The sequence below is a fragment of the Neobacillus niacini genome (genome assembly GCF_048572935.1).
Classification (GTDB): Bacteria; Bacillota; Bacilli; order Bacillales; family Cytobacillaceae; genus Neobacillus; species Neobacillus niacini.
This window is the reverse complement of record NZ_CP183883.1, coordinates 1,331,358-1,351,971: the sequence shown is the minus strand read 5'-3', so window position 1 is coordinate 1,351,971 and position 20,614 is coordinate 1,331,358. Positions and strand designations below refer to the sequence as shown.

Annotated in this window: 19 protein-coding genes; 6 read left to right on the top strand and 13 right to left on the bottom strand. The window is 39.3% G+C overall.

The genetic code is table 11. The features are described 5' to 3' along the window. Nucleotides 1-3: 3 nt before the first annotated feature. The 3 genes from ACN6MT_RS06505 to ACN6MT_RS06495 form a co-directional block, all read right to left on the bottom strand. Nucleotides 4-681, bottom strand: coding sequence for a FadR/GntR family transcriptional regulator (locus ACN6MT_RS06505; RefSeq protein ID WP_063254624.1), 678 nt, complete (start codon nucleotides 679-681; stop codon nucleotides 4-6). Nucleotides 682-2,010: 1,329 nt separating this feature from the next. After that, complete coding sequence (locus ACN6MT_RS06500) at nucleotides 2,011-2,673, bottom strand: DNA-binding response regulator (protein WP_419955198.1); 663 nt, start codon at nucleotides 2,671-2,673, stop codon at nucleotides 2,011-2,013. Nucleotides 2,674-3,426: 753 nt separating this feature from the next. Beyond that, on the bottom strand, nucleotides 3,427-3,600 hold the full coding sequence (locus ACN6MT_RS06495) for a hypothetical protein (protein ID WP_063254623.1): 174 nt from the start codon (nucleotides 3,598-3,600) through the stop codon (nucleotides 3,427-3,429). 668 nt (nucleotides 3,601-4,268) lie between these two features. Between ACN6MT_RS06495 and ACN6MT_RS06490 the strand changes: the two genes are divergently transcribed. Further along, on the top strand, nucleotides 4,269-4,484 hold the full coding sequence (locus ACN6MT_RS06490; RefSeq protein WP_419955197.1) for a spore germination protein: 216 nt from the start codon (nucleotides 4,269-4,271) through the stop codon (nucleotides 4,482-4,484). Nucleotides 4,485-4,613: 129 nt separating this feature from the next. Here ACN6MT_RS06490 and ACN6MT_RS06485 read toward each other — a convergent pair whose 3' ends face one another. The 3 genes from ACN6MT_RS06485 to ACN6MT_RS06475 all read right to left on the bottom strand — a co-directional run bounded on the left by ACN6MT_RS06485 (nucleotide 4,614) and on the right by ACN6MT_RS06475 (nucleotide 6,948). Next, nucleotides 4,614-5,390: an ABC transporter permease gene (locus ACN6MT_RS06485; protein WP_419955196.1), complete on the bottom strand. Its 777-nt coding sequence runs from the start codon at nucleotides 5,388-5,390 to the stop codon at nucleotides 4,614-4,616. Then, a complete protein-coding gene (locus ACN6MT_RS06480; RefSeq protein ID WP_419956394.1) occupies nucleotides 5,387-6,349 on the bottom strand; it encodes an ATP-binding cassette domain-containing protein in 963 nt (320 codons plus the stop codon). Before ACN6MT_RS06480 ends, ACN6MT_RS06485 begins: the two co-directional genes overlap by 4 nt. 401 nt (nucleotides 6,350-6,750) lie before the next feature. After that, nucleotides 6,751-6,948 (bottom strand): DUF378 domain-containing protein, encoded by a 198-nt coding sequence (locus tag ACN6MT_RS06475; protein WP_419955195.1) that lies wholly within the window; start codon nucleotides 6,946-6,948, stop codon nucleotides 6,751-6,753. Nucleotides 6,949-7,156: 208 nt separating this feature from the next. Here ACN6MT_RS06475 and ACN6MT_RS06470 point away from each other — a divergent pair, with 208 nt between their 5' ends. Both ACN6MT_RS06470 and ACN6MT_RS06465 read left to right on the top strand, forming a co-directional pair. Beyond that, the gene (locus ACN6MT_RS06470) at nucleotides 7,157-8,029 is read left to right on the top strand and encodes a MerR family transcriptional regulator (RefSeq protein WP_419955194.1); all 873 of its coding nucleotides are present in this window, start codon (nucleotides 7,157-7,159) and stop codon (nucleotides 8,027-8,029) included. Between the two features lie 15 nt (nucleotides 8,030-8,044). After that, a complete protein-coding gene (locus tag ACN6MT_RS06465; protein WP_419955193.1) occupies nucleotides 8,045-9,013 on the top strand; it encodes a YbgA family protein in 969 nt (322 codons plus the stop codon). A gap of 162 nt (nucleotides 9,014-9,175) precedes the next feature. Here ACN6MT_RS06465 and ndk read toward each other — a convergent pair whose 3' ends face one another. After that, nucleotides 9,176-9,631 (bottom strand): nucleoside-diphosphate kinase, encoded by a 456-nt coding sequence (ndk, locus tag ACN6MT_RS06460; RefSeq protein WP_419956393.1) that lies wholly within the window; start codon nucleotides 9,629-9,631, stop codon nucleotides 9,176-9,178. A 208-nt stretch (nucleotides 9,632-9,839) separates the two neighbouring features. Then, complete coding sequence (locus ACN6MT_RS06455) at nucleotides 9,840-10,355, bottom strand: type 1 glutamine amidotransferase domain-containing protein (protein ID WP_419955192.1); 516 nt, start codon at nucleotides 10,353-10,355, stop codon at nucleotides 9,840-9,842. Between the two features lie 571 nt (nucleotides 10,356-10,926). Between ACN6MT_RS06455 and ACN6MT_RS06450 the strand changes: the two genes are divergently transcribed. Then, nucleotides 10,927-11,475, top strand: coding sequence for a hypothetical protein (locus ACN6MT_RS06450; protein WP_419955191.1), 549 nt, complete (start codon nucleotides 10,927-10,929; stop codon nucleotides 11,473-11,475). Nucleotides 11,476-11,524: 49 nt separating this feature from the next. On the opposite strand, the gene ACN6MT_RS06445 is transcribed toward ACN6MT_RS06450, so the two are convergent. The 4 genes from ACN6MT_RS06445 to ACN6MT_RS06430 form a co-directional block, all read right to left on the bottom strand. Next, a complete protein-coding gene (locus ACN6MT_RS06445; RefSeq protein ID WP_419955190.1) occupies nucleotides 11,525-12,778 on the bottom strand; it encodes an SH3 domain-containing protein in 1,254 nt (417 codons plus the stop codon). Between the two features lie 596 nt (nucleotides 12,779-13,374). Further along, complete coding sequence (locus ACN6MT_RS06440) at nucleotides 13,375-14,253, bottom strand: aldose 1-epimerase family protein (protein WP_419955189.1); 879 nt, start codon at nucleotides 14,251-14,253, stop codon at nucleotides 13,375-13,377. Nucleotides 14,254-14,456: 203 nt separating this feature from the next. Further along, nucleotides 14,457-15,416 (bottom strand): mannose-6-phosphate isomerase, class I, encoded by a 960-nt coding sequence (gene manA / locus ACN6MT_RS06435; RefSeq protein WP_419955188.1) that lies wholly within the window; start codon nucleotides 15,414-15,416, stop codon nucleotides 14,457-14,459. Between the two features lie 66 nt (nucleotides 15,417-15,482). Next, a complete protein-coding gene (locus tag ACN6MT_RS06430; protein ID WP_419955187.1) occupies nucleotides 15,483-17,429 on the bottom strand; it encodes a fructose-specific PTS transporter subunit EIIC in 1,947 nt (648 codons plus the stop codon). A gap of 569 nt (nucleotides 17,430-17,998) precedes the next feature. Here ACN6MT_RS06430 and ACN6MT_RS06425 point away from each other — a divergent pair. After that, nucleotides 17,999-18,601 carry a pyridoxamine 5'-phosphate oxidase family protein gene (locus tag ACN6MT_RS06425; RefSeq protein WP_419955186.1) on the top strand — a complete coding sequence of 201 codons (603 nt, stop codon included), beginning with the start codon at nucleotides 17,999-18,001 and terminating at the stop codon, nucleotides 18,599-18,601. Nucleotides 18,602-18,794: 193 nt separating this feature from the next. Here ACN6MT_RS06425 and ACN6MT_RS06420 read toward each other — a convergent pair whose 3' ends face one another. Continuing rightward, a complete protein-coding gene (locus ACN6MT_RS06420; protein WP_100407839.1) occupies nucleotides 18,795-19,238 on the bottom strand; it encodes an Rrf2 family transcriptional regulator in 444 nt (147 codons plus the stop codon). Nucleotides 19,239-19,446: 208 nt separating this feature from the next. Here ACN6MT_RS06420 and ACN6MT_RS06415 point away from each other — a divergent pair, with 208 nt between their 5' ends. Further along, entirely contained in the window at nucleotides 19,447-20,319 is an 873-nt protein-coding gene (locus tag ACN6MT_RS06415) for an SDR family oxidoreductase (RefSeq protein ID WP_419955185.1), read from the top strand. Nucleotides 20,320-20,614 lie beyond the last annotated feature (295 nt).

The following is a 20,614-nucleotide window of genomic DNA, read 5'->3' as shown; positions in this document are numbered from 1 at the left end:
TTCCTATATTTTTCGCAGAGTATCTTCTACGATGTCTATAAATTTATTAAACTCTTGTAACGCATAAGCAGGGTCTCGGTCCTTAATTCCATCAAGCATGGTCCGATGAAAAGGGATTGTATCTGTAAAAATATGGACAATACCAAAGGGTTTGCTCCAAAGCCGGTTAAACGTGTCAGAGACGGATTCAGCGACACTCTCTAATAGCGGGTTATGTGACGCCCGATAAATGGCTTTATGAAACTCCCAATCTACTTCAGAGGAGTCTAGTCCGGCATCCTTTAGAGCAATAACTTCCGTCAGTATCCGATCCATTTCTTCAATCTCCGCTTCAGAGGCCCTGATGGCAGCTAACTCCACCGCCTTCCCCTCTAGTGCTCTCCGCAGCTCACTAATATGTAAAAGAGAGTTTTTTTCCTGCTCCACATCGATTTTCGCCTCAATTTTTAAGGCATCACCATCTTTAACAAAAATTCCTTTTCCATTTTGAACTTCAATGATGTCAAAGCCTTCAAGGAACCGTAAGCCCTCGCGGATACTCGAACGGCTCACACCGAGGATAGATGTTAATTCTGCTACGGATGGAAGTTTATCTCCCCTCTTTAATTGATGTTCGCGAATAAATCTTTTGATTTCATCCGCGATCATCTCATGCATGGAAACCTTTTTAATACTCTTCATGACTGTCACCTTCTAAGAATTAATTTTGTATGCTCTATGACTGTCAACCTATCGGATAGGTTAAGTTTATTCTGAATATTTAGTTAAGTCAATTCTATCTTTTGGTCAAAATCCGACAGAATTTGCTGTATAGGGAAAAACCCTTGCTGTATGCGGCAAGGGTCAAAGGATAGTGAAAATATAAGTGGAGATTTTCCGGTTAAGTTCAGAATAGAGGTGGATTCGAGGTATATAAGGGGAGGTTTTCCGATTATGCCAAGCTGAATCACCCATTTTCATGTTTTTCGAGTCGATAGGCGGAATTCCTCCGTCTATTCATGCTATTTTGAGTCCCATTTACTAATTAAGAGGAATTTCTCCGATTATTTATCAGAGCAATAGAATGGGGTCTGACCCCAAACTTCCGGGATGGTAAAAGTAATAAGCGGAGATTTTCCGGTTAAGTTCAGAATAGAGGTGGATTCGAGGTATATAAGGGGAGGTTTTCCGATTATGCCAAGCAGAATCAACCATTTTCACGATTTTCGAGTCAATAGGCGGAACTCCTCCGTCTATTCATGCTATTTTGATTCCCATTTACTAATTAAGAGGAATTTCTCCGATTATTTATCAGAGCAATAGAATGGGGTCTGGCCCCAAACTTCGGGGATGGTAAAAGTAATAAGCGGAGATTCTTCGGTTAAATTTAGAATAGAGGTGGATTCGAGGTATATAAGAGGAGGTTTTCCGATTATGCCAAGCAGAATCACCCATTTTCGCGGTTTTCGAGTCGATAGGCGGAATTCCTCCGTCTATTCATGCTATTTTGATTCCCATTTACTAATTAAGAGGAATTTCTCCGATTATTTATCAGAGCAATAGAATGGGGTCTGACCCCAAACTTCCGGGATGGTAAAAGTAATAAGCGGAGATTTTCCGGTTAAGTTCAGAATAGAGGTGGATTCGAGGTATATAAGAGGAGGTTTTCCGATTATGCCAAGCAGAATCACCCATTTTCGCGGTTTTCGAGTCGATAGTCGGAATTCCTCCGTCTATTCATGCTATTTTGAGTCCCATTTACTAATTAATAGGAATTTCTCCGATTATTTATCAGATCAAGAGAATGGGGTCTGGCCCCAAACTTCGGGGATGGTAAAAGTAATAAGCGGAGATTCTTCGGTTAAATTTAGAATAGAGGTGGATTCGAGGTATATAAGAGGAGGTTTTCCGATTATGCCAAGCAGAATTACCCATTTTCACGTTTTTCGAGTCAATAGTCGGAACTCCTCCGTCTATTCATGCTATTTTGATTCCCATTTACTAATTAATAGGAATTTCTCCGTCTATCTATCAGATCGGTTGCTTAACCTGATCCCCCAACCGATAAGAGTGAATCCTCACGATTCCAGATGCCGGATTCAGTAGTTTCTTATCGACTAGTTGAGAAAGTACTTTTTTTACCGTCTTGTCACTTAGCTTCAAATAATCCTGAACTTCTCTAGGAGATATGACTTCTCCTTTTCGTATCGCCAGCCGAAGCACTTCCTTTTCTGCAAAGGACAGAGCGGTCTGATCCAGTTCATCACCCAGCCATCGGCCAATCACTTGCTGAACAATTTGTTGGCATCGACGAGGCTGCTCGTTAACTTGGTCATAAGAAAATCGGATCACGGTCCATCCGTCAATCACCAATTGGTTTTGACGTTCCAGACTGTCGGAAAATTGCCATCTGCTTATGTTCTTTAAATGGGGGCCGAATCCGTCAATCTCAAAGCAAATCCGGATGGCGGGACGAATATAAGCAAAATCCAAATACCTTTTTCCATCTCTGAAATCATCAACTTCATATTCTGGATGCAGATACCGAAAGTGGTGGAATGCGGGCCACCAGACTTGCTTCAAAAACGACTTTTCAGCATGATGGGGGCCTTCTTGTAAGCGCCGCAACCGTTCACCGTTTCTTTCTTGCGAGTGAGCATTCATAAAGGCCTGGTATTCTTCTTCAAAACCCATTGCATCTCTCCTCCTACTTGTATTACTTCCATAAACCATTTAATACAGCTAGCCTAGTGGAAGCCGTTCTTTCCTCAATTTATTCTACTTTCAAAGTGAGTTGCCAAATAGTATCTCCTATTTCATAAGAAGAAAATTAGTAACATTGGCTGTTAATCTACGTACATAATAAATCATCTCGATTATTTATTCGTTTGAACTAGGGAATATCTGTAAAATCAAAGAGTAGTGGTTGCTTAAATTGTTATTGGAGAAATTAAAAGGCAAATAAAGACTTGGAGAATTATAAAAGGAGAATTTGAGGATAGAACTATTTTTAGTTTAGTAGATTTATTAAATTTGTCAACATTATCCTATTTCTAATAAGAACACTTATATTAATCCGCTCCATCCTTAAGAGAGGCATTAGGCTAGAACGGCATTTTGGTTCCCTTTTTGCACAAAAATCGGTTTCTCTTTGTTAATATGTCTTGTCCTTAATCGAGTAACCAGCAAAAGTGAAACAAGCGGAGATTTTCCGGTTAACCGAAGAATGGAGCTCGTATCGGGTGAAATAAGCGGAGGTTTTTCGCTTAATCAAAGCAAAACCACCCATTTTCGCGGTTTTCGAGTCAATAGTCGGAACTCCTCCGTCTATTTATGCCTTTTTTAATACAAATTACGAATTAAGCGGAATTTCTCCGCCTAACACTCAGTGCTAGGGGTCAGACCCCAGCATGAAAAGACGAGCACTCCATAGTGCCCGCCTTTAACCTAACGTCGATGTTCCACAAGATCGATGGCCCCTAACACAATGTGAGCAAGACCGAATCCGAAAACCGTATTTGCTATCATTTTGTTGGAACCTCGTTTTTGTTTTAAGGCATATCCAGTTGCCGTTACCGCCGTACCTAATACCGTTGGAATCAAGCCCTCGCGAATATTCATGAATATCCCTCCACATCGAAGTTGTGGTGTTTAAACACCAAATAATACTTTTCCCTTTTCACTCATTAATTATGATTAAATGACCCTGTGAGCGAGAGAATTAGGAATGAAAGAAACCGAACGGAAAAGTGGTTCCAAGTTACCAAGATAAGGGAATCTAGCACACAAAATGCAAAAATCCCCCTTCTTTTACATCCAAACCTTTCACTTTTTACTAGATCGTCTTTACGACATGTTTCTTTACCAACTAGGGGGATAATCTCAGGCTTAACAGCATTTATTGCTATTTTAATCAATCGATTAGTTAACTCGAAATTTACTAATTAAACGTTTGATTAAATCGTGGATAATCCAACTTATCATTGAACTTTTTCCTATTTTCATAAAAAATAATCGTCGAATAATGTTTGTGACTTTTAGAAATTATCTTCAAAATCAACAATAAAAACGGATAAAATACAATTTTCCGCAAATATCGTCAAGTTCTATTACCAACTAATCGTTTAATTAGCTTGAGTATAAATCCAGTAACATTAAGGGTTTCCCTAAATAAAGGACTGCAATAATTGTCATTAAAAATCCGTCTCCCTTGTATTCCTATCTGCCCAAAGCACTATATGTGGGAATTTTACATACATTGAATTATTAAACGGTAAAGGATGTTCTGTATGACCATTATTCCAGGGAACTTAAAGATTGATAACGTCAGTGGCGGTATCATTAATTTTGGCGATACGTTATTCATCTCCCCAAAAAGTTCGTCAAAAACATTTGTTGGTTCCGGTTCCAGTAATACAGGGGTCCAAAACAACACCTTAACTGGACAAAATTCAACCACCACCCTCGACTCCGACCTTGTTGATCAGCCTATTGTCAAAGACTAAATGATTTGAACTAGGATCCGCCCTAACCTTGAAGAACCAGCCTGATTTCAAACCGTGTCAGGCTGGTTTTTTTATACTTTTCCCTTAAACCTTCGTTGCAGATGTGATCCCAATTCGCCCTATAAAACCCTATCCTCTACTCACAGCTTGCCTAGCACTAAAAGCAGCAAAACTAATGGTAGCAGCGCAGAATAAAATAATGACAATAAAGGCCTTCCAAATATCACTACCACCCCAGCCATTGATCATGACGGCACGCATGCCTTCAAAGACATAAGTCGTCGGATTGATTAATGCGGCTGTTTTTAGCCAGCTTGCCTCAATTAGCTCATAAGGGACAAAGGTCGTGCTCAGGAATAAAAGCGGGAAGAAAATAAAGGTCCCTGCCTGTGCAGCTTGAGCATTTTTCGTTCGAAGAGCAAATCCAACGGAATAGCCCGCAAACGCAAGGCCCCATCCCACTGCTAGAAGAAGTACAACGACAACCCCTCCGAAGCCTGTTACCACTTTTAGACCCATGATGAATCCAATGAGTAATATAAGAACCGTTTGAGCAAGAAGTTGAAGCATCCCTGCAATAATGGGACCCAAAACAATGGCAAGTCGTGATGCCGGTGTTAACAAAAGCCTAGAAAAATAGCCGTTTTCCAAATCTGTAATAAGCGACTGCCCCGCACCTCCTGCACCACCAATGGCCCCAGAAACAATCGATACAGGCAAAATAAATGCTAAATAACTAGCACCGCCAAATGCCGGGAGATTTGCAATCCCACTTAATCCAGCTTGATAGACAAATAGAAAGAAAAGACTAATGACCATATTTGGAATGAAAGCGAAAGGGTTCCGAATCGTATTCAATAAACTCCTTTTCGTAAAAAGCAACGTGTGCGTTATAAATATTTTCATACATAGGACTCCTCTCCCTTTATTTTTGCGGTTTGAATGGAATGGCCAGTCAAGTTCAAAAAGACATCATCCAAAGAAGGAGGAGATACATTCAGAGTAATAGGAGTCATCGATTCCTGATCTAACAGACGAATCATTTCTGGCAATTTGGCTGTCCCCTTCTCCACAAACAACCGGAGTTCTGGCCCTGTATGTTGCTTGTCACCTGCTAATCGTTCGAGCAATAGTGACGCACGCATTGCTTCCGCTTCTGTTGTAAAAACTAAATCAATAACATCTCTGCCAATTGATGCTTTTAAGTTTTCTTGGGTCCCAGAGGCAACGATTTTTCCCTCGTTAATAATCGAAATACGATCTGCCAATTCATCCGCTTCCTCGAGATATTGGGTTGTCAAAAAGATGGTCGTGCCTCTTTCTTTATTTAGAGAACGGATTTCTTCCCAGATGAGTTTTCTGTTATAGGGATCAAGCCCTGTCGTCGGTTCATCTAAAAATAAAACCTTTGGAGTGTGAACAAGGGTTAATGCTAAGTCTAGCCGTCTCCGCATCCCGCCTGAGTACTTTCCACATTTTCTAGCGGCAGCTTCCGTTAAACCTACAAGCTCTAATAATTCGTCGGCTCTCTTCCTCGCCATGCTTGACGAAAAACCAAATAATTTTCCCTGAATCTCCAAAAGTTCACGAGCCGTCAACTGAGGATCAATTCCCGTCTCCTGTAGAGCCACTCCTATCACACGCCGTATTTGCTCTGGCTCATTCATGACATCGAAGCCAGCAATTTCAGCTTTGCCCGATGTAGGCTTTAATAAAGTGGTAATCATTTGTATAGTAGTTGATTTACCAGCGCCATTTGGTCCAAGGAAGGAAAAAAACTCACCATCTTCTACATCAAATGAGACCCCTTTTACGGCTTCCACATTTCCTTTAAAGGTTTTAACCAAATTCTCTACATGAATCATTGGTTTCAATACAATCACTCCTCGTATCATGAATGGCTAGCAGGCTATTTATTTATATAAACCTGTTGGTGAAATTATTATAAAAAGAATAAAATGGCTGTTGATTTACGCACCAGTAACCAGCGAAGGTAAAATAAACGGAGACTTTCCGGTTAAATGCAGAATGAAGCCTGTTTCAGGGTTAATAAGGGGAGGTTTTCCGGTTGTGCAAAGCAATCTTATCCGATTCCACGTATTTCGGGTCATTAGGCGGAATCTCTCCGTCTATTGACCCTATTTTTTATTAGAAATTACTAATAAGCGAAATTTCTCCGTTTATTTAAACCTTTAGCACAGCCTAGTCCCCCAGATAAAAAAACAGTAGCTGTCACAGGGCAGCTACTAAAAATCAATAACATCTATTATTTAGAAACAGTCGATAAAAGCCTAAAACTGTAGATAGCTGCAAGACCAACAAGGATATAGACAATTCTTGCAAGGATGCTGTCCATCCCTCCAAATATGCCCCCGACTAAATCCCATTTAAACAGTCCAACCAATAACCAATTTAATCCACCTACAATGATTAATACCAAAGCAACAAGATTTAACGTTTTCATTTATATGACCCCCTTATAGAATTTGTATAACTTACCGTTAATATTATACGAATTCTATACAAAATAGAACCGTAATTTTTTAAAAATTTTAACTTTTTTTCTAAAAACCACAATTATCTTCCCTTTTTCCTTATTATTCATTACTAACACACTTGAATCACATATAGTTTTTGTATAGAATGTGTATAACTATAATGAGGTGATCGTGATGTACAGTATCAAAAAAGTGGCACAATTACTCGACATACCTTCTGTAACGATAAGAGCCTGGGAAAACAGATATCATGTAGTCAAGCCTATGCGAACGGAAGGCGGACACCGCTTATACAGTGAAAAGGATGTAGAAATTTTAAAATGGTTAAAACAGCAAACAACAGAGAATGATATGAAAATTAGTGAGGCTGTCCAACTTTTAAATCAGTCGACATCCAAGCCTGTTGAATCCCCAACCGTTAGCCGATCTTATGAGGACATAAAAGCAACATTGTATCAGTCGCTCATTGAAATGAATACGCAAGAAGCTAACAACATCATTGAATTAGCTTTTTCTTTATTCGACTACGAAGATGTTTTTCATCACATTTTGGCAGAAATACTTTATCAAATTGGTGATGACTGGGAAAATGGCAAGATTACGGTTGCTCACGAACACTTTGCCTCTCAATTTGTCATGAACCGGTTTGCTCAGTTTTTAAGGATACTGCCTGTAAACAAGTCGCTGCCCAAAATAGTAGCGTTTTGTCCTGAGGGTGAAGATCATCATATTGGACTGATGTTGTTTAGCCTATTCCTTCGTAAAAAGGGAAATGAAGTGATTTATTTAGGGCCGAATACCCCTTTTGATGGGTTATTGGATTTAATTGAATCCAAGAAGCTTTCTATCATCGCCATTTCCATTACCAATTCTGCTGCTTTGGTGAGAGTAGAAAAATGGATTCAAGCTTGTTTAGAAACGAATACCAATTTAAAATTTGCCATCGGTGGTAAAGGTGTTCTTAGAAGTCAGCGAACAAATACACCATCTGTTTCTTATTTAACGGATTCAAATTGGGAATCATTGTATGAATCACAATTCCATTGATAAGGTGATGAATAGATGAATCAATTCATAAAACCTGTTGTTGTAGTTAGCAGATGTTTGGGCTTTGACGCCTGCCGCTTTAATGGAGATATCATTCAAGATCATTTTTTAAATACACTGAGAGAGTATGTTGAAGTGATAACCGTTTGTCCTGAGGCTGACATTGGATTGGGGACACCTAGAAATCCTGTCCGTCTGGTTGAGTCCAAACAACAAGGTCTTCGCCTCGTCCAGCCAGTTACAGGTAAAGATATAACAGATTCTATGAAGCACTATGCCGAAACCTTTATCAAAAAAACCGACAAACCCATTGATGGATATATATTGAAAAGTCGTTCGCCAACCTGTGGAATAAAAGATAGTAAGGTCTATTCTGAAAAAGGAATGGTTACCGGAAAAACGGCTGGGGTTTTTGCAAGAAAGATCGTGGACAGCCAACATCATTTGGCTATTATGGATGAAGGCAGACTTAGGAATTATCTCATTCGAGAAAATTTCCTTACAAAACTTTTCCTACTTGCCTCGTTTAGAGAAAGGAAAAAACAAAAAAGCATTCAGGCTCTAGTGCAGTTTCAGAGTGAAAATAAATACTTATTTATGGCCTATCATCAACAAAAACAAAAAGAACTGGGACGAATCGTTTCAAATGGCGAAAACCAAAGCCTGGAGAATATTTTTGACTTATACGAACAAAAGTTACATGAACTTTTAGAACACTCTCGATCGGTTAAATCAAACATCAATGCCCTGTACCACATATTGGGTCATTTTTCTAAACAGCTTCTGCCTGAAGAAAAGGCATTCCTACTAACCTTAATTGAAAAATATCGTGAAAAAAGGATCCCGCTTAGCAATCCCTTAATGGTATTAAACTCCTGGGCAGTTCGTTTCAAGGCCAACTATTTATTAGATCAAACCATTTTTCAACCCTATCCTGAACAGCTAAACGATCTCACTGATTCTGGAAAGGGCCGAGATTACTAATATCATTTTCATATAAAAAGACATATTTTTACTTGGCTACTAGTCCCTATCACTGCAAGAAGAACCAGCCTGATTCAAACCTAAACCTAATCAGGCTGCTTTTTACACATCCTCAGCGGGAAGCAACATTAAAAATACCAGCCAATTGGCTGGTACGAAAAATCAACTAGATTGTCTGTCTTCGAATGGAAAATCATTCTTTAAGGTATGCCTATTCAATAAACCAAAGAAATTTTCAATTTCCCGTTCTGCACTTAAGCGAGAATCTGAACCATGGATTACATTTTCTTCTTTTGTAAACGCAAAGTCCCCACGGATAGTACCCGGCGCTGCTTCCAATGGACTTGTCTTTCCAATCATAAGCCGGGAAACTTCAATGATATTTTCCCCTTCCCAGACCATTGCAAAAACGGGTCCAGATGTAATAAAGTCCACTAACTCACCGAAAAACGGCTTGTCTTGATGTTCCATATAATGGTATTCAGCTTTTGTACGGTCCACAGTCATAAGCTCGGCATGTAATAGACTAAATCCCTTTTGCTCAAAGCGCTTTATGATTTCTCCTATTAACTGTCGTTTCACTCCATCAGGTTTTACCATAATAAATGTGCGCTGCATTGCCATAAAATCACCCCTAAGTAAATATTCAACCACCAACCTAAGATGAACGTACTCTCTTTGAAAGGTTGATCATTCTATCCACAATTATGGCAACATCTCACAGATTTCATACCTATCATCAAAAAACTAGATTGACTTTGAAATACGTACTTAACGGGGTTCTGACCCCAACAGATAGGCAGAAGGAGCCCCTTCTGCCTATCTGTTATCCTATTACTCTTAAGGATTCTTGTACAAATGCCGGTATATCTTCCGGCTGTCTGCTTGTGACCAGCTGGTTCTGGCAAACAACTACTTCCTTGTCATGTAAATTAGCGCCAGCATTTTCTAGATCAACATGAATGGATTTATAGCCTGTTACGTCACGCCCTTCAAGCGTTTTCGCTGTAATAAGCAGCTGAGGTCCATGACAAATGGCTAATACAGGTTTTTTAGCATCCATAAATGCTTTTGCGAAACGAACAAAACGCTCGTCAGCACGAAGAATATCCGGTGAGAATCCGCCTGGAATGAAAAGTACATCAAATTCTCCATGGGATACATCATCAATGCTTTCATCAATAACGACTTCGCTTTTCCCCTGCTTTCCTTTCACGGTTTTTCCCTTTTTCATCTCGATGGTGGTTACCTCATGCCCCTTTTCCTTAAAGGCCTGTACAGGTTCGAGATATTCGGAATCCTCAAAATCATTCGTTACTAAAACAGCAATTTTTTTACTCATTATTATCAACTCCTCATCCATACAGTACCCTTATATTTATTGGGTGAAACTTGTAATTAAGTCTTTCTATTAAGCCCAATATAAAGGCTCTGTTATGTGATTTCAATGCGTTTGAAAATAAACGGAGAAATTCCGTTTAAATTGGGGAATACCCCTATTTCCTTTAAAATAAGGGGAGGTATTCCGTTTATATGATCCAAATCTTTGGATTTGGTCCAATTTAGAACAGTTAATCGGAATTCTCCGCTTATATCTGCTCCTTAAGCACCCTCTATTTACATTAACCGGAAAAACTACGCCTATCTATTCTCATAACCGATTTGTAAGGTAACCTCATTAATGTATGAATTTGTATTAAAAAAATAAGGAAGGTTATTTTAACTATAATTGGCTTATTTTTATAAAAACATCAGGGGACTTATATGTATTTGAACAACGTAGAGTTGAAAGCGAAGGAATGGTTCTTACAGAGTTAATTTAAAAGATGTGAAGTATTTTATTTTTTGGTTTCTTAAGTGGAAGTGGGTTTATGGAGTGTATACACTTCTCATATTTATAGGAGGACAGATAAATGAATACACGGGAGATCAAAGTTCAAAAAAAAGAATGGATTCCTAGGAAGGAACGATTATGGTTAATCGTGGCCATTATTATCGCTACTTTGATACTGTTTTGGGGACTTAAGGGAATTTTTCAGCTTTCATTAACCACTCTGCACAGCAAGCAGTTCGAACATACATTTAAAGGTTTTGGCTCCAACGCAAGAATTTTCTTATTTTTTGTACTTGCTTATTATGTCATTCTCCGTGTTATTAAGCTTCGTATGCTGAAAGGTCAAAGCCAGATAAAAAAATGGTTGTCCATTTTGCTGCGCTTTACCCGTAAATGGCATACTCCAGCCGCAATTATAGCCATCGCATTTATTATCGTACATACGGTAGCTGTCTTTATGTACGGCTTCAAATTTGATTTTAGTAATATAAGCGGATTGCTTTCCTTGCTAGTCCTACTTCCAGTTCCTATATCAGGCCTATTTCGATATCGTAGAATGGACCGGAAGTGGCATTTACGGTCAGGTATTGCTTTTGCCATTCTATTTTTAATTCATTCTTTTTCATAACAGGCACTTAAAGAGACCAGTTTCAAAAACTGGCCTCTACCTTGACTACCTACACAATGGAAACTAAATTCAATAATTTCCCTCTCTTACCTTCCAAAGATAATGTGACTTCCTGACCTTTAAGGTCAACTAATTCATTGATCAAGTTGCCCGATGCTTTTGCGTCATGGGTGGTACCATCTGCCGTGATAAAACGAAAGGTTCCTTTAGGGTCCACTCCACCGATTTGAGCGGTTACTCTAATTTGGTTGGCCGCAGCTTCAGTAGTGGAAGGTATCTTGATGGTTTGTCCAATTTTCAACTTTGTTGGTTCAACACCTGGATTTAATTTTTGAATCTGTGCCACGGAAACACCTGCTTTTTTAGCGATTTTTGTAAAAGTATCACCACTTTTAATCACAAAAGTGTTTGTTTCAATCACTTGATCATTAGTTGTTTGTTTAGATTCTTCATTCGTTAAATAGGTTGCACTCACATACGCAACTTTGCCATTGAAATCAATCTTAGCCCAACCATTAGAAGTGGATACCACGGCCACACGATCGTTTAATTTTAAAGAGCCAAGGATCGCACTACTCGTAGAACCTGCTTGCCTTACTCTCAACGATGTTGCCGTGACAGACATCGTTTTCGTAGTCGGATGTGACTCAACTGTTTGTTTGGTTATAAGGTAATCCATACTCACAAAACAAACTCTTCCTTTAACCAAAATACCCGCCCATCCGTCTTCTTTAAAAGCAACCTTAACCACATCACCTTTTTTATATTTTCCGATAATACTACTTTTTGCGGTCGGCTGCGATCGAATATTCAGTACAGTGGCGGTAACGATTTGATCTGTTACTTTTGGTAACAATATCTTCTTTCCAGCAATGGAAGTCAGCCCATTAGCATCTAATATTTCTTGTGGTGTTACACCATGTTTCGCAGCGATCGTTTCAATTTTTTCACCATTTTTTACCTGATAAGTATATTCTTCTATCAAAGGCTGGGCATTCGCCGTGATGGAGGAAATCCCTAGAACTACGGTAAAAATCCCCGTCACAATCAATCTTTTTACTGGATTTTTCTGAATCCATTGACTCACTTTTGCTACATATGTATTCCAATTGTCACGAATATCGTTTAAGAATCCTTTAATATCTAAGACATTCCGGATGTCAAAATGATTGACACTCTTATAATACTCCCGTTTTTCCATTCTTGAAGTGAACGCTGGTACACCCTTTGGCTGCTTGTTTTTTCTGTGAGTTTCTTTTCTGCTTAGCATTAATTCTCCATCCAAAAATAAATCTGTAGTCAAAATAATCTCTACTCCTAATCACTCTAAGTTGAAAGTCCCCGATAATATTTCCTACTACAGGTTACGATGGGTAATTTGGTTTAATGACCGTATTTGTCAAATAAAGTCGAAATTAGTTTATTATGGGCCCGTTACCATATTTATGACGAATTCCCAAAGTAAAAATCCTTCAGATGTACGTAAAAACACGGTACAATCTGAAGGATTTGTTGGGGTGGGGTCTGACCCCCATCTTCAGTTAACGAATGATAGTATAATAAGCGGAGATTTTTCGGTTAGATTCAGAATTGAATTAGTTCCGGGGTATATAAGGGGAGGTTTTCCGATTATGCCTAGCAAAATTACCAATTTTCACGTTTTTCACGTCAATAGACGGAATTCCTCCGTCTATTAAGGTCTTTTTTAATACTAATTACGAATTAGGCGGAATTTTTCCGCCTAACTATCTACTTAGGTGCTTAACCTGATTCCCCAACCAATAAGTGCAGACACTATTGTAATGGTTGCGGGAATCAGCAGCTTTTAAAGATTGGTACTCAAAACGCATTTTGACTCTTTTTCTAACCGGGGGTGACTTGGCACCGATTTGAGAAATGTTACTTAAACTTCATTACATACTCAGCCTGAAAGGTCTCCCCGACCCCAAGCCTATTCACCCCAAACTTCTCCTTAAAGTTTCCTGTTGTATCAGCTGTATCTGCAATCCCATACCAAGGCTCAATGCAAACGAACGGAGCAATCGTCCCATCGGTTTCATCATACTTTGACCAAACCCCAACAAACGGAAAACCTTGAAACATTACTTCTACACCATAACCTGACTGATTCGATACCAATGAAACTTTATCGATATTGCTGTAAATAAGAGCGTCATTGGCAAATAGAGAGCTTTTGAGTTGAATTGTTGAAAGATCATGAGCTGTTCCTTTCTCATGAAGGAGGGAATTCTTTATCTCATATTCCATCACATTCTGTTTTGCTGCAGGAGTAAATTCCAGTTGATAATCTTCAATCGTTTCATTTTCAACCAGTGGAATCATAAATGCAGGGTGTGCACCAATGGAAAAATACATCTCTTCCTTGTTTTCATTCAGGATTTGCCACTGAACAATCAGCGAGTCTTCTTTGAGACTGTACTGAATTACCGCTTTAAATTCGTAAGGATACACATGAATGAAGCGTCCAAGAGACTCAAACACAAAAGAAACGGTTGTTGAAGTCTGCTCGGCCACATCAAATTCAACGTCACGCAAAAAGCCATGCTGCGACATTTTGTAGGTCTGGCCATCCAGTTGATAGTGATCTTCCTTTAACCGGCCCACAATCGGAAATAAGACAGGTGAAACTCGTCCCCAGTATGCCGGATCCCCTGTCCACATATAATCCAGTGCATTTTTCTTATGCGTCACTTTACGTACTTCTGCTCCGTGTCTTTCAATACTGACCTGCAACCAATCATTTTCAATGACAATCATCTTATTCCCTCATCTCTTTGATCTGGCAATTCATCCTTATTGAACCTTTATAATACTGTTGATCATTTAGTAATTAGTCACATTCTTTATTAATGGTCCAACGAACTGTTACCGCTATCTTCAGTATAGCTCTACCTTGCAATTAAGTCCGCTATGAGCCTAACAACCTTCGACAAAAACCGGGCAGTGACAGGCACCAAAAACTACACATGCGACACAATAAATTCCCCACGCCCATCCAAACTATATCCCCCAATTCCATATGGCAAGATAAAATGAGTACCTTTTTCAATCTCAAAACTGTTGTCCCCAATAGTTAAAGTCGCTCGCCCATCAATAACACTTACCTGCAAGAAATCCTTCGCCATATCCAATGATGCCTTCCCATTTAAGTTCCAATGAAAAACAGTAAAGTACTGCTCCTCAACAAGCTTCTTTTCCACCAAATCCCCAATAACCGTTTCGGTTTGCTCAACAACGGCATCCTGATGAGGAACGGTGGTCACTTGAATTGAACGTTCAAGATGCAATTCCCGCTTGTTGCCCTCTGCATCGGTCCGGTCATAATCATAGACACGGTACGTAATGTCAGAGCTCTGCTGTGTCTCAAGGATAACAATTCCTTTTCCAATCGCATGAATGGTCCCGCTTGGAACGTAGACAAAATCTCCAGCTTTGACTTTGATCCGTCTGAGCAGCTGATCCCATTCTCCTTGCTCTGCCATCTGAGCCAATTCTTCCTGGGTTTTCGCATGGTGGCCTAACACCAATTCTGCACCTTCTTCTGCACTGACCACGTACCAGCATTCTGTTTTTCCATAAGGGACACCTTCCACCTCACGAGCGAATTGGTCATTCGGGTGCACCTGTACAGACAAATCATCTGCTGCATCTAAAATTTTCACCAGCAAAGGATACTCTTCCTCGTTACTAGAAGCCTTGTTAAAAAGCTCACCTTGTTCCTTCCATGCATCCGTTAGTGTCTTTCCTGCTAATGGTCCATTTTTAATCATGCTTGGTCCGTTTGGGTGTGCGGAAATTACCCATGCCTCCCCCGTATGAGCGGAAGGAATTTCATAATGGAACTCCGTATGTAATTTCTCGCCACCCCAAATTCGTTCCTGCAATACCGGTTGTAAAAAAATTGGTTCTGTTTTGTACATATTGATCTTCTCCTTCTGTGATAGCTGAAAAGAGAGCAAATTTTCTTCGCTCCCTTTTCAACAAGATTATTGGATATCTTCTAGCAATTTGTATGCTTCTGCTTTTGTCGTGGTTTTCAATAATTGATTTCTAAACTCTTCATCCATCAGCTTACGTGAAAGCATTTGAAGAATTTTTAAATGCGCATCGCCTGCTGCTTTTTCTGGAACGGCAATCATGAAAATCAGCTTGGCCGATGAGCCATCTAAGCTCTTCCAGTCAACACCGTCACGTTTGATTCCGAAGGCAACGGTTGGATGTTTGACCGCAGCGGATTTACCGTGCGGAATGGCAATATTCATTCCCAGTCCCGTTGAGCTTTGCTCTTCACGATTTAAGATCGCTTGTTTAAATTCTTCCTTCGAACTTAACACGCCACTCGCATCTAATTTCGCAATCAACTCATCAATGACGTCATCACGTGTGGTACCTGCTAAATCAGTTTCGATTAAGAATTCGCTAGTAATATCGGTTAACTTCTTTATTTCTGTTTCAGAAACGGCCGGCTGTTCAACCTTTTCTTCACGTACCGGTGTTGCAACCGTACCCGCTGCACCAACGCCAGCAACAGCAACTTCACCATCAACATTCTTTTTCAATGCAATAACCATAAATGCGGTTACAAGCACACCAACAATCACGGCAATAAAGAACATAACCACGTTATCAACAGCACCTAACACCGCGACAATCGGACCGCCATGTGCTACTCTGTCCCCTACACTTGAAAGCATGGCAATCACGGAACCAACCATAGAACCGACAACGATACTTGGAATAACACGAAGTGGATCTTGGGCCGCGAACGGAATCGCCCCTTCGGTAATCCCGAATAATCCCATTGTAAAGGAAGCCTTCCCAGCTTCTCTTTCCGTTGGACGGAATTTACGTTTATTGATGAAGGTTGCAAGACCTAAACCAATCGGCGGGATACAGATCGCAACCGCAATCGGTCCCATGATTTCGTAGTTTCCTTCCCCAATCATCGCAGATCCGAAAAGAAAAGCAACCTTGTTGAATGGACCACCCATATCAATTGCAATCATTCCACCAAGAATAATCGCTAGCAAAATCGAACTTCCACCTTGCATACCCGCTAACCAAGTTGTCAATGATTCAAAAACTGAAGCAACTGGCGCACCAATAACATAAATGAACAATAAACCAACAATGACCGACGAAATAATCGGGATAAAGATAATTGGCATAACAGGTTGTACCGCTTTTGGCACCTTAATCTTCTTAATGCCCAACGCCACATAACCAGCTAAGAATCCGGCAATAATACCACCGATAAATCCTGCTCCCGCTTCACTTCCATAAAAACTACCATTGGCTGCAATATAACCACCAATCATCCCTGGTACAAGTCCCGGACGATCGGCGATACTTACGGCAATAAAACCAGCCAAAATTGGCACCATGAACATGAACGCTGTGCCGCCAAGTGCACTAACTTGAGACCAAATGGAATCCTCTGGAATCACAATTCCACCTGGTGTTTGTTGGCCGCCAAGTGTTAAGGCTAGCGCGATTAACAAACCACCAACAACGATGAAGGGAACCATGTACGAAACACCGCTCATCAAGTGCTTGTAGATTGGATTTTCCTTTTTCCTACCCGCGCTCGACTTGCTAGCACCTGCCATTTCTGGCTTATAGACCGGCGCTTCTGGGCTTAACACCTTATTAATCAGTTCTTCTGGCTTATGAACGCCATCTTGAACGCCAGTAATAATCACCTTTTTACCAGCAAAACGCTCCTTTGGTACTTCTTTATCCGCTGCAATGATAATGCCATCTGCTTCGGCAATATCCTGCTCCGTTAATGCATTCTCAACACCAATGGAACCTTGTGTCTCAACCTTTATATCGACGCCCAACGCTTTGCCTGCTTTTTGCAAATTCTCAGCAGCCATATACGTATGAGCAATTCCAACAGGACAAGCTGTAACAGCTAATATTTTTGCCATGCTCGTTCCTCCTACTTCTAAAATAAATTCAGTTATTGCTTACTTAAATCATAACGCTTTCATGTCTGGTAATTTTTTTATATTTTTACCAGAAGTTGCGGTAAAATGTGTTTATTTAGAACATGGCGGTTCACTGTGTGTAAAAAATAATCGGAGGAATTCCGACTAAATTGAGAAATACATATTTTCCCTCACAAATAAACGGAGCTATTCCGGTTATATGATCCAAATCCTTGGATTTCAGCTAAATTTGAGCCGTTAACCGGAATATCTCCGCTTATATCTGCTTTTTAAGCTTCCTCTGTTTACATTAGCGGAAATTCTCCGCCTATGAATGCTCATACCTACTTAAAACAGTGAGGCTTTTGTTAAGGGTTCCGTTTTGAGGTTCACGTATCAATTTAGCAATCAATTTTACTGCCATTTCGGTAAAATTGAAAATACATATTCTTTATTGAACTAACGATGCAGGTTACTTCAATAAGTACAATATTTTGAAATTTAACAATTTCTAATTTTGTCCACACTATGTGTTAAAATAATAGCCATATTATTAAAAAGGATGTTGGATGATGTCAAGAGGAGAACATTTACTTCAAGAACAATATGGAACAACCAAGAGAGCATCCTCTTTTTATGAAAATCAAATGCTTAACTACCTAAACAATAAGATGACAGATTTTATATCAAAACAAGGTATGATGTTCGTAGCAACGGCTGATTCTAATGGACATTGTGACTCCTCTTTTAGAGCTGGCTCAACAGGTTTTGTACGTGTTATTGATGATAAAACAATCATTTATCCCGAATATAAAGGGAATGGAGTTATGGCAAGTTTAGGAAACATCATAGAAAACCCACATATAGGACTAATGTTTATAGATTTTTTTGAGAATAACATAGGGTTACATGTTAATGGTAAGGCTGCCATTATAGAAAATAGCCATTTATGCTCATTTAATATTCCTGAAGAGATAATAGATGATATTGAAGAAAAAGAAGGAAACAAACCCGAACGTTGGGTGATGGTAAAAGTTGATGAAGCGTATATTCACTGTTCAAAACATATCCCAAAACTACAACAAATGAACAAAGAAATATATTGGGGAACTGATGATGAAAAACAAAAGGGTGGGGATTTCTTCAAGACAAAACAAAGTATGAAACTGTAAAGATTGTGAAGAAATGTACTTAAACTAAAGGGTGTGTTCCTTCAAGAACAGTTGCCTTTTGTAGGCGGCATTTTCTTATTGAACTAAAGAAGCAGGTTAACTCAATAAGACTTAGTTTATTAAAGGTTTGGTAATACAAAAAAGACATTCCTGAAAAGAAGAATGTCTTTTATTAATTCCTTACATTTAACATTTAACGTTTAACATTTAGTTTCTCTTTTTCAATAACATCCTTTACTACATCTTCAATGGTTACATTTTCGAGAACCTTCTCCAATGCAGTTTGAGCACTGAAAAAGAGTGGTTCAATTGTATTTTGAATATTCCTTCCGACGGTACAATCAGGATTTGGATTTTCGTGAATGCTAAACAGTTCGTTGTCCTTGACAACATTAACAGCTTTATAAACATCAAGCAATGTAATATCTGATAAATCCTTTGCGAGTTCGGCTCCTGCAATACCAGGTTGTACTTTTATTAATCCTGCTTTTTTTAGCATCCCCATAATTTTCCTGATCACTGCTGGGTTCGTGTTAACACTTCCAGCTAAATATTCAGATGAACTTACTCCATCTTTATTTATTTCGATTAGAGTTAATATATGAATTCCAACGGAAAATCTGCTGCTGATGGACATCTTCAGTCATCTTCCTTCCTTACTTTTTTACGAGATAATAAATTAATTTGTTCATCATGTAATTAATTTGATTACAAGTTTATTATACCAAATTAAGAACAATATAATAAATAGCATTTTTACATGTTGACAAGTTGATTACATGTAATTAAAATGATTACATGTAATGAGTATTGTTACAGGAAAAACCGAATGGGAGGAGTACAAAATGAAAATATTAGTTACAGGAGCAACAGGGAAATTAGGTTCAAAGGTTGTAGAATCCTTATTGAAATCTATACCTGCAAGTGAGCTAGCAGTGAGTGTTCGAAACCCAGAGAAAGCAGAAGGGCTTCGGGCTCGTGGAGTGGAAGTTCGTCAAGGAGATTTTGATCGTCCAGACACCTTAGATAATGCTTTTACAGGGATTGATCGCTTATTAATTATTTCTGCCGATGGTGACAATGAAACAAGAATTCATCAACATACTAATGCTGTCCAAGCAGCTGAGCGTGCAGGGGTAAAATTTATTGCTTACACAAGTTTAGCAAACGCAACAGAAAGCAAAAATTTAATGGCTCCTCCTCATGTTGCGACAGAAGCAGCCATCATTAAAACAGGTATCCCATATTCTTTCTTGCGTAATAATTGGTATCTGGATAACGAAATCGGAAGTATTCAAGGTGCTATGAATGGAGCTCCATGGGTAACCTCTGCTGGAGAAGGTAAAGTAGGCTGGGCACCGCAACAAGATTACGCAGATGCAGCCGCAGCGGTCCTTGTTGGAAAAGGTCACGAAAATACAGTGTATGAACTTTCTGGTCCTCTTTTAACTCAAGAAGAATTGGCATCTGCTCTGGGTAATGTATTGGGTAAAGAAGTACCTGTACAACAAGTTAGTGACGAAAAATATGCAGAGATTATGAAAGGCTTAGGTTTACCTGATTTTGTGATTCCGATTGTAGTAGGAATTCAAGAAAGCATTCGGAACGGTTCACTAGATGTTGAAAGCAATGATTTTGAAAAAGTTCTTGGTCGCTCAGTTACACCAATCAACGAAGCACTGACCCAACTTGTTAATACAATTTCACAAACAAAATAAAATAAACTTAAACTAAAAGATGAAGATCGCTGCGGCGGTCTTTTTTTTCCTTGTTGTGCGTTGTCAGGGGCTACAGGTGGAGCCATGTCGGGAATCATTGTGGCAGGTTCAAGTTAACTAACATTATCACTTGTTGGAGGGATTTTATCCTTATTACTCATTCCAGTGGTGATATGGTCTCGTGGAGTTAGAAAATAGGCCAGGATTGATTAGAATAAAGCAGAATTTTAAAGCTAAGTGATGTGAAAAAACTAAAACCATAAGGAGAAGAGAATATGGAGATCCTAAAAATGGC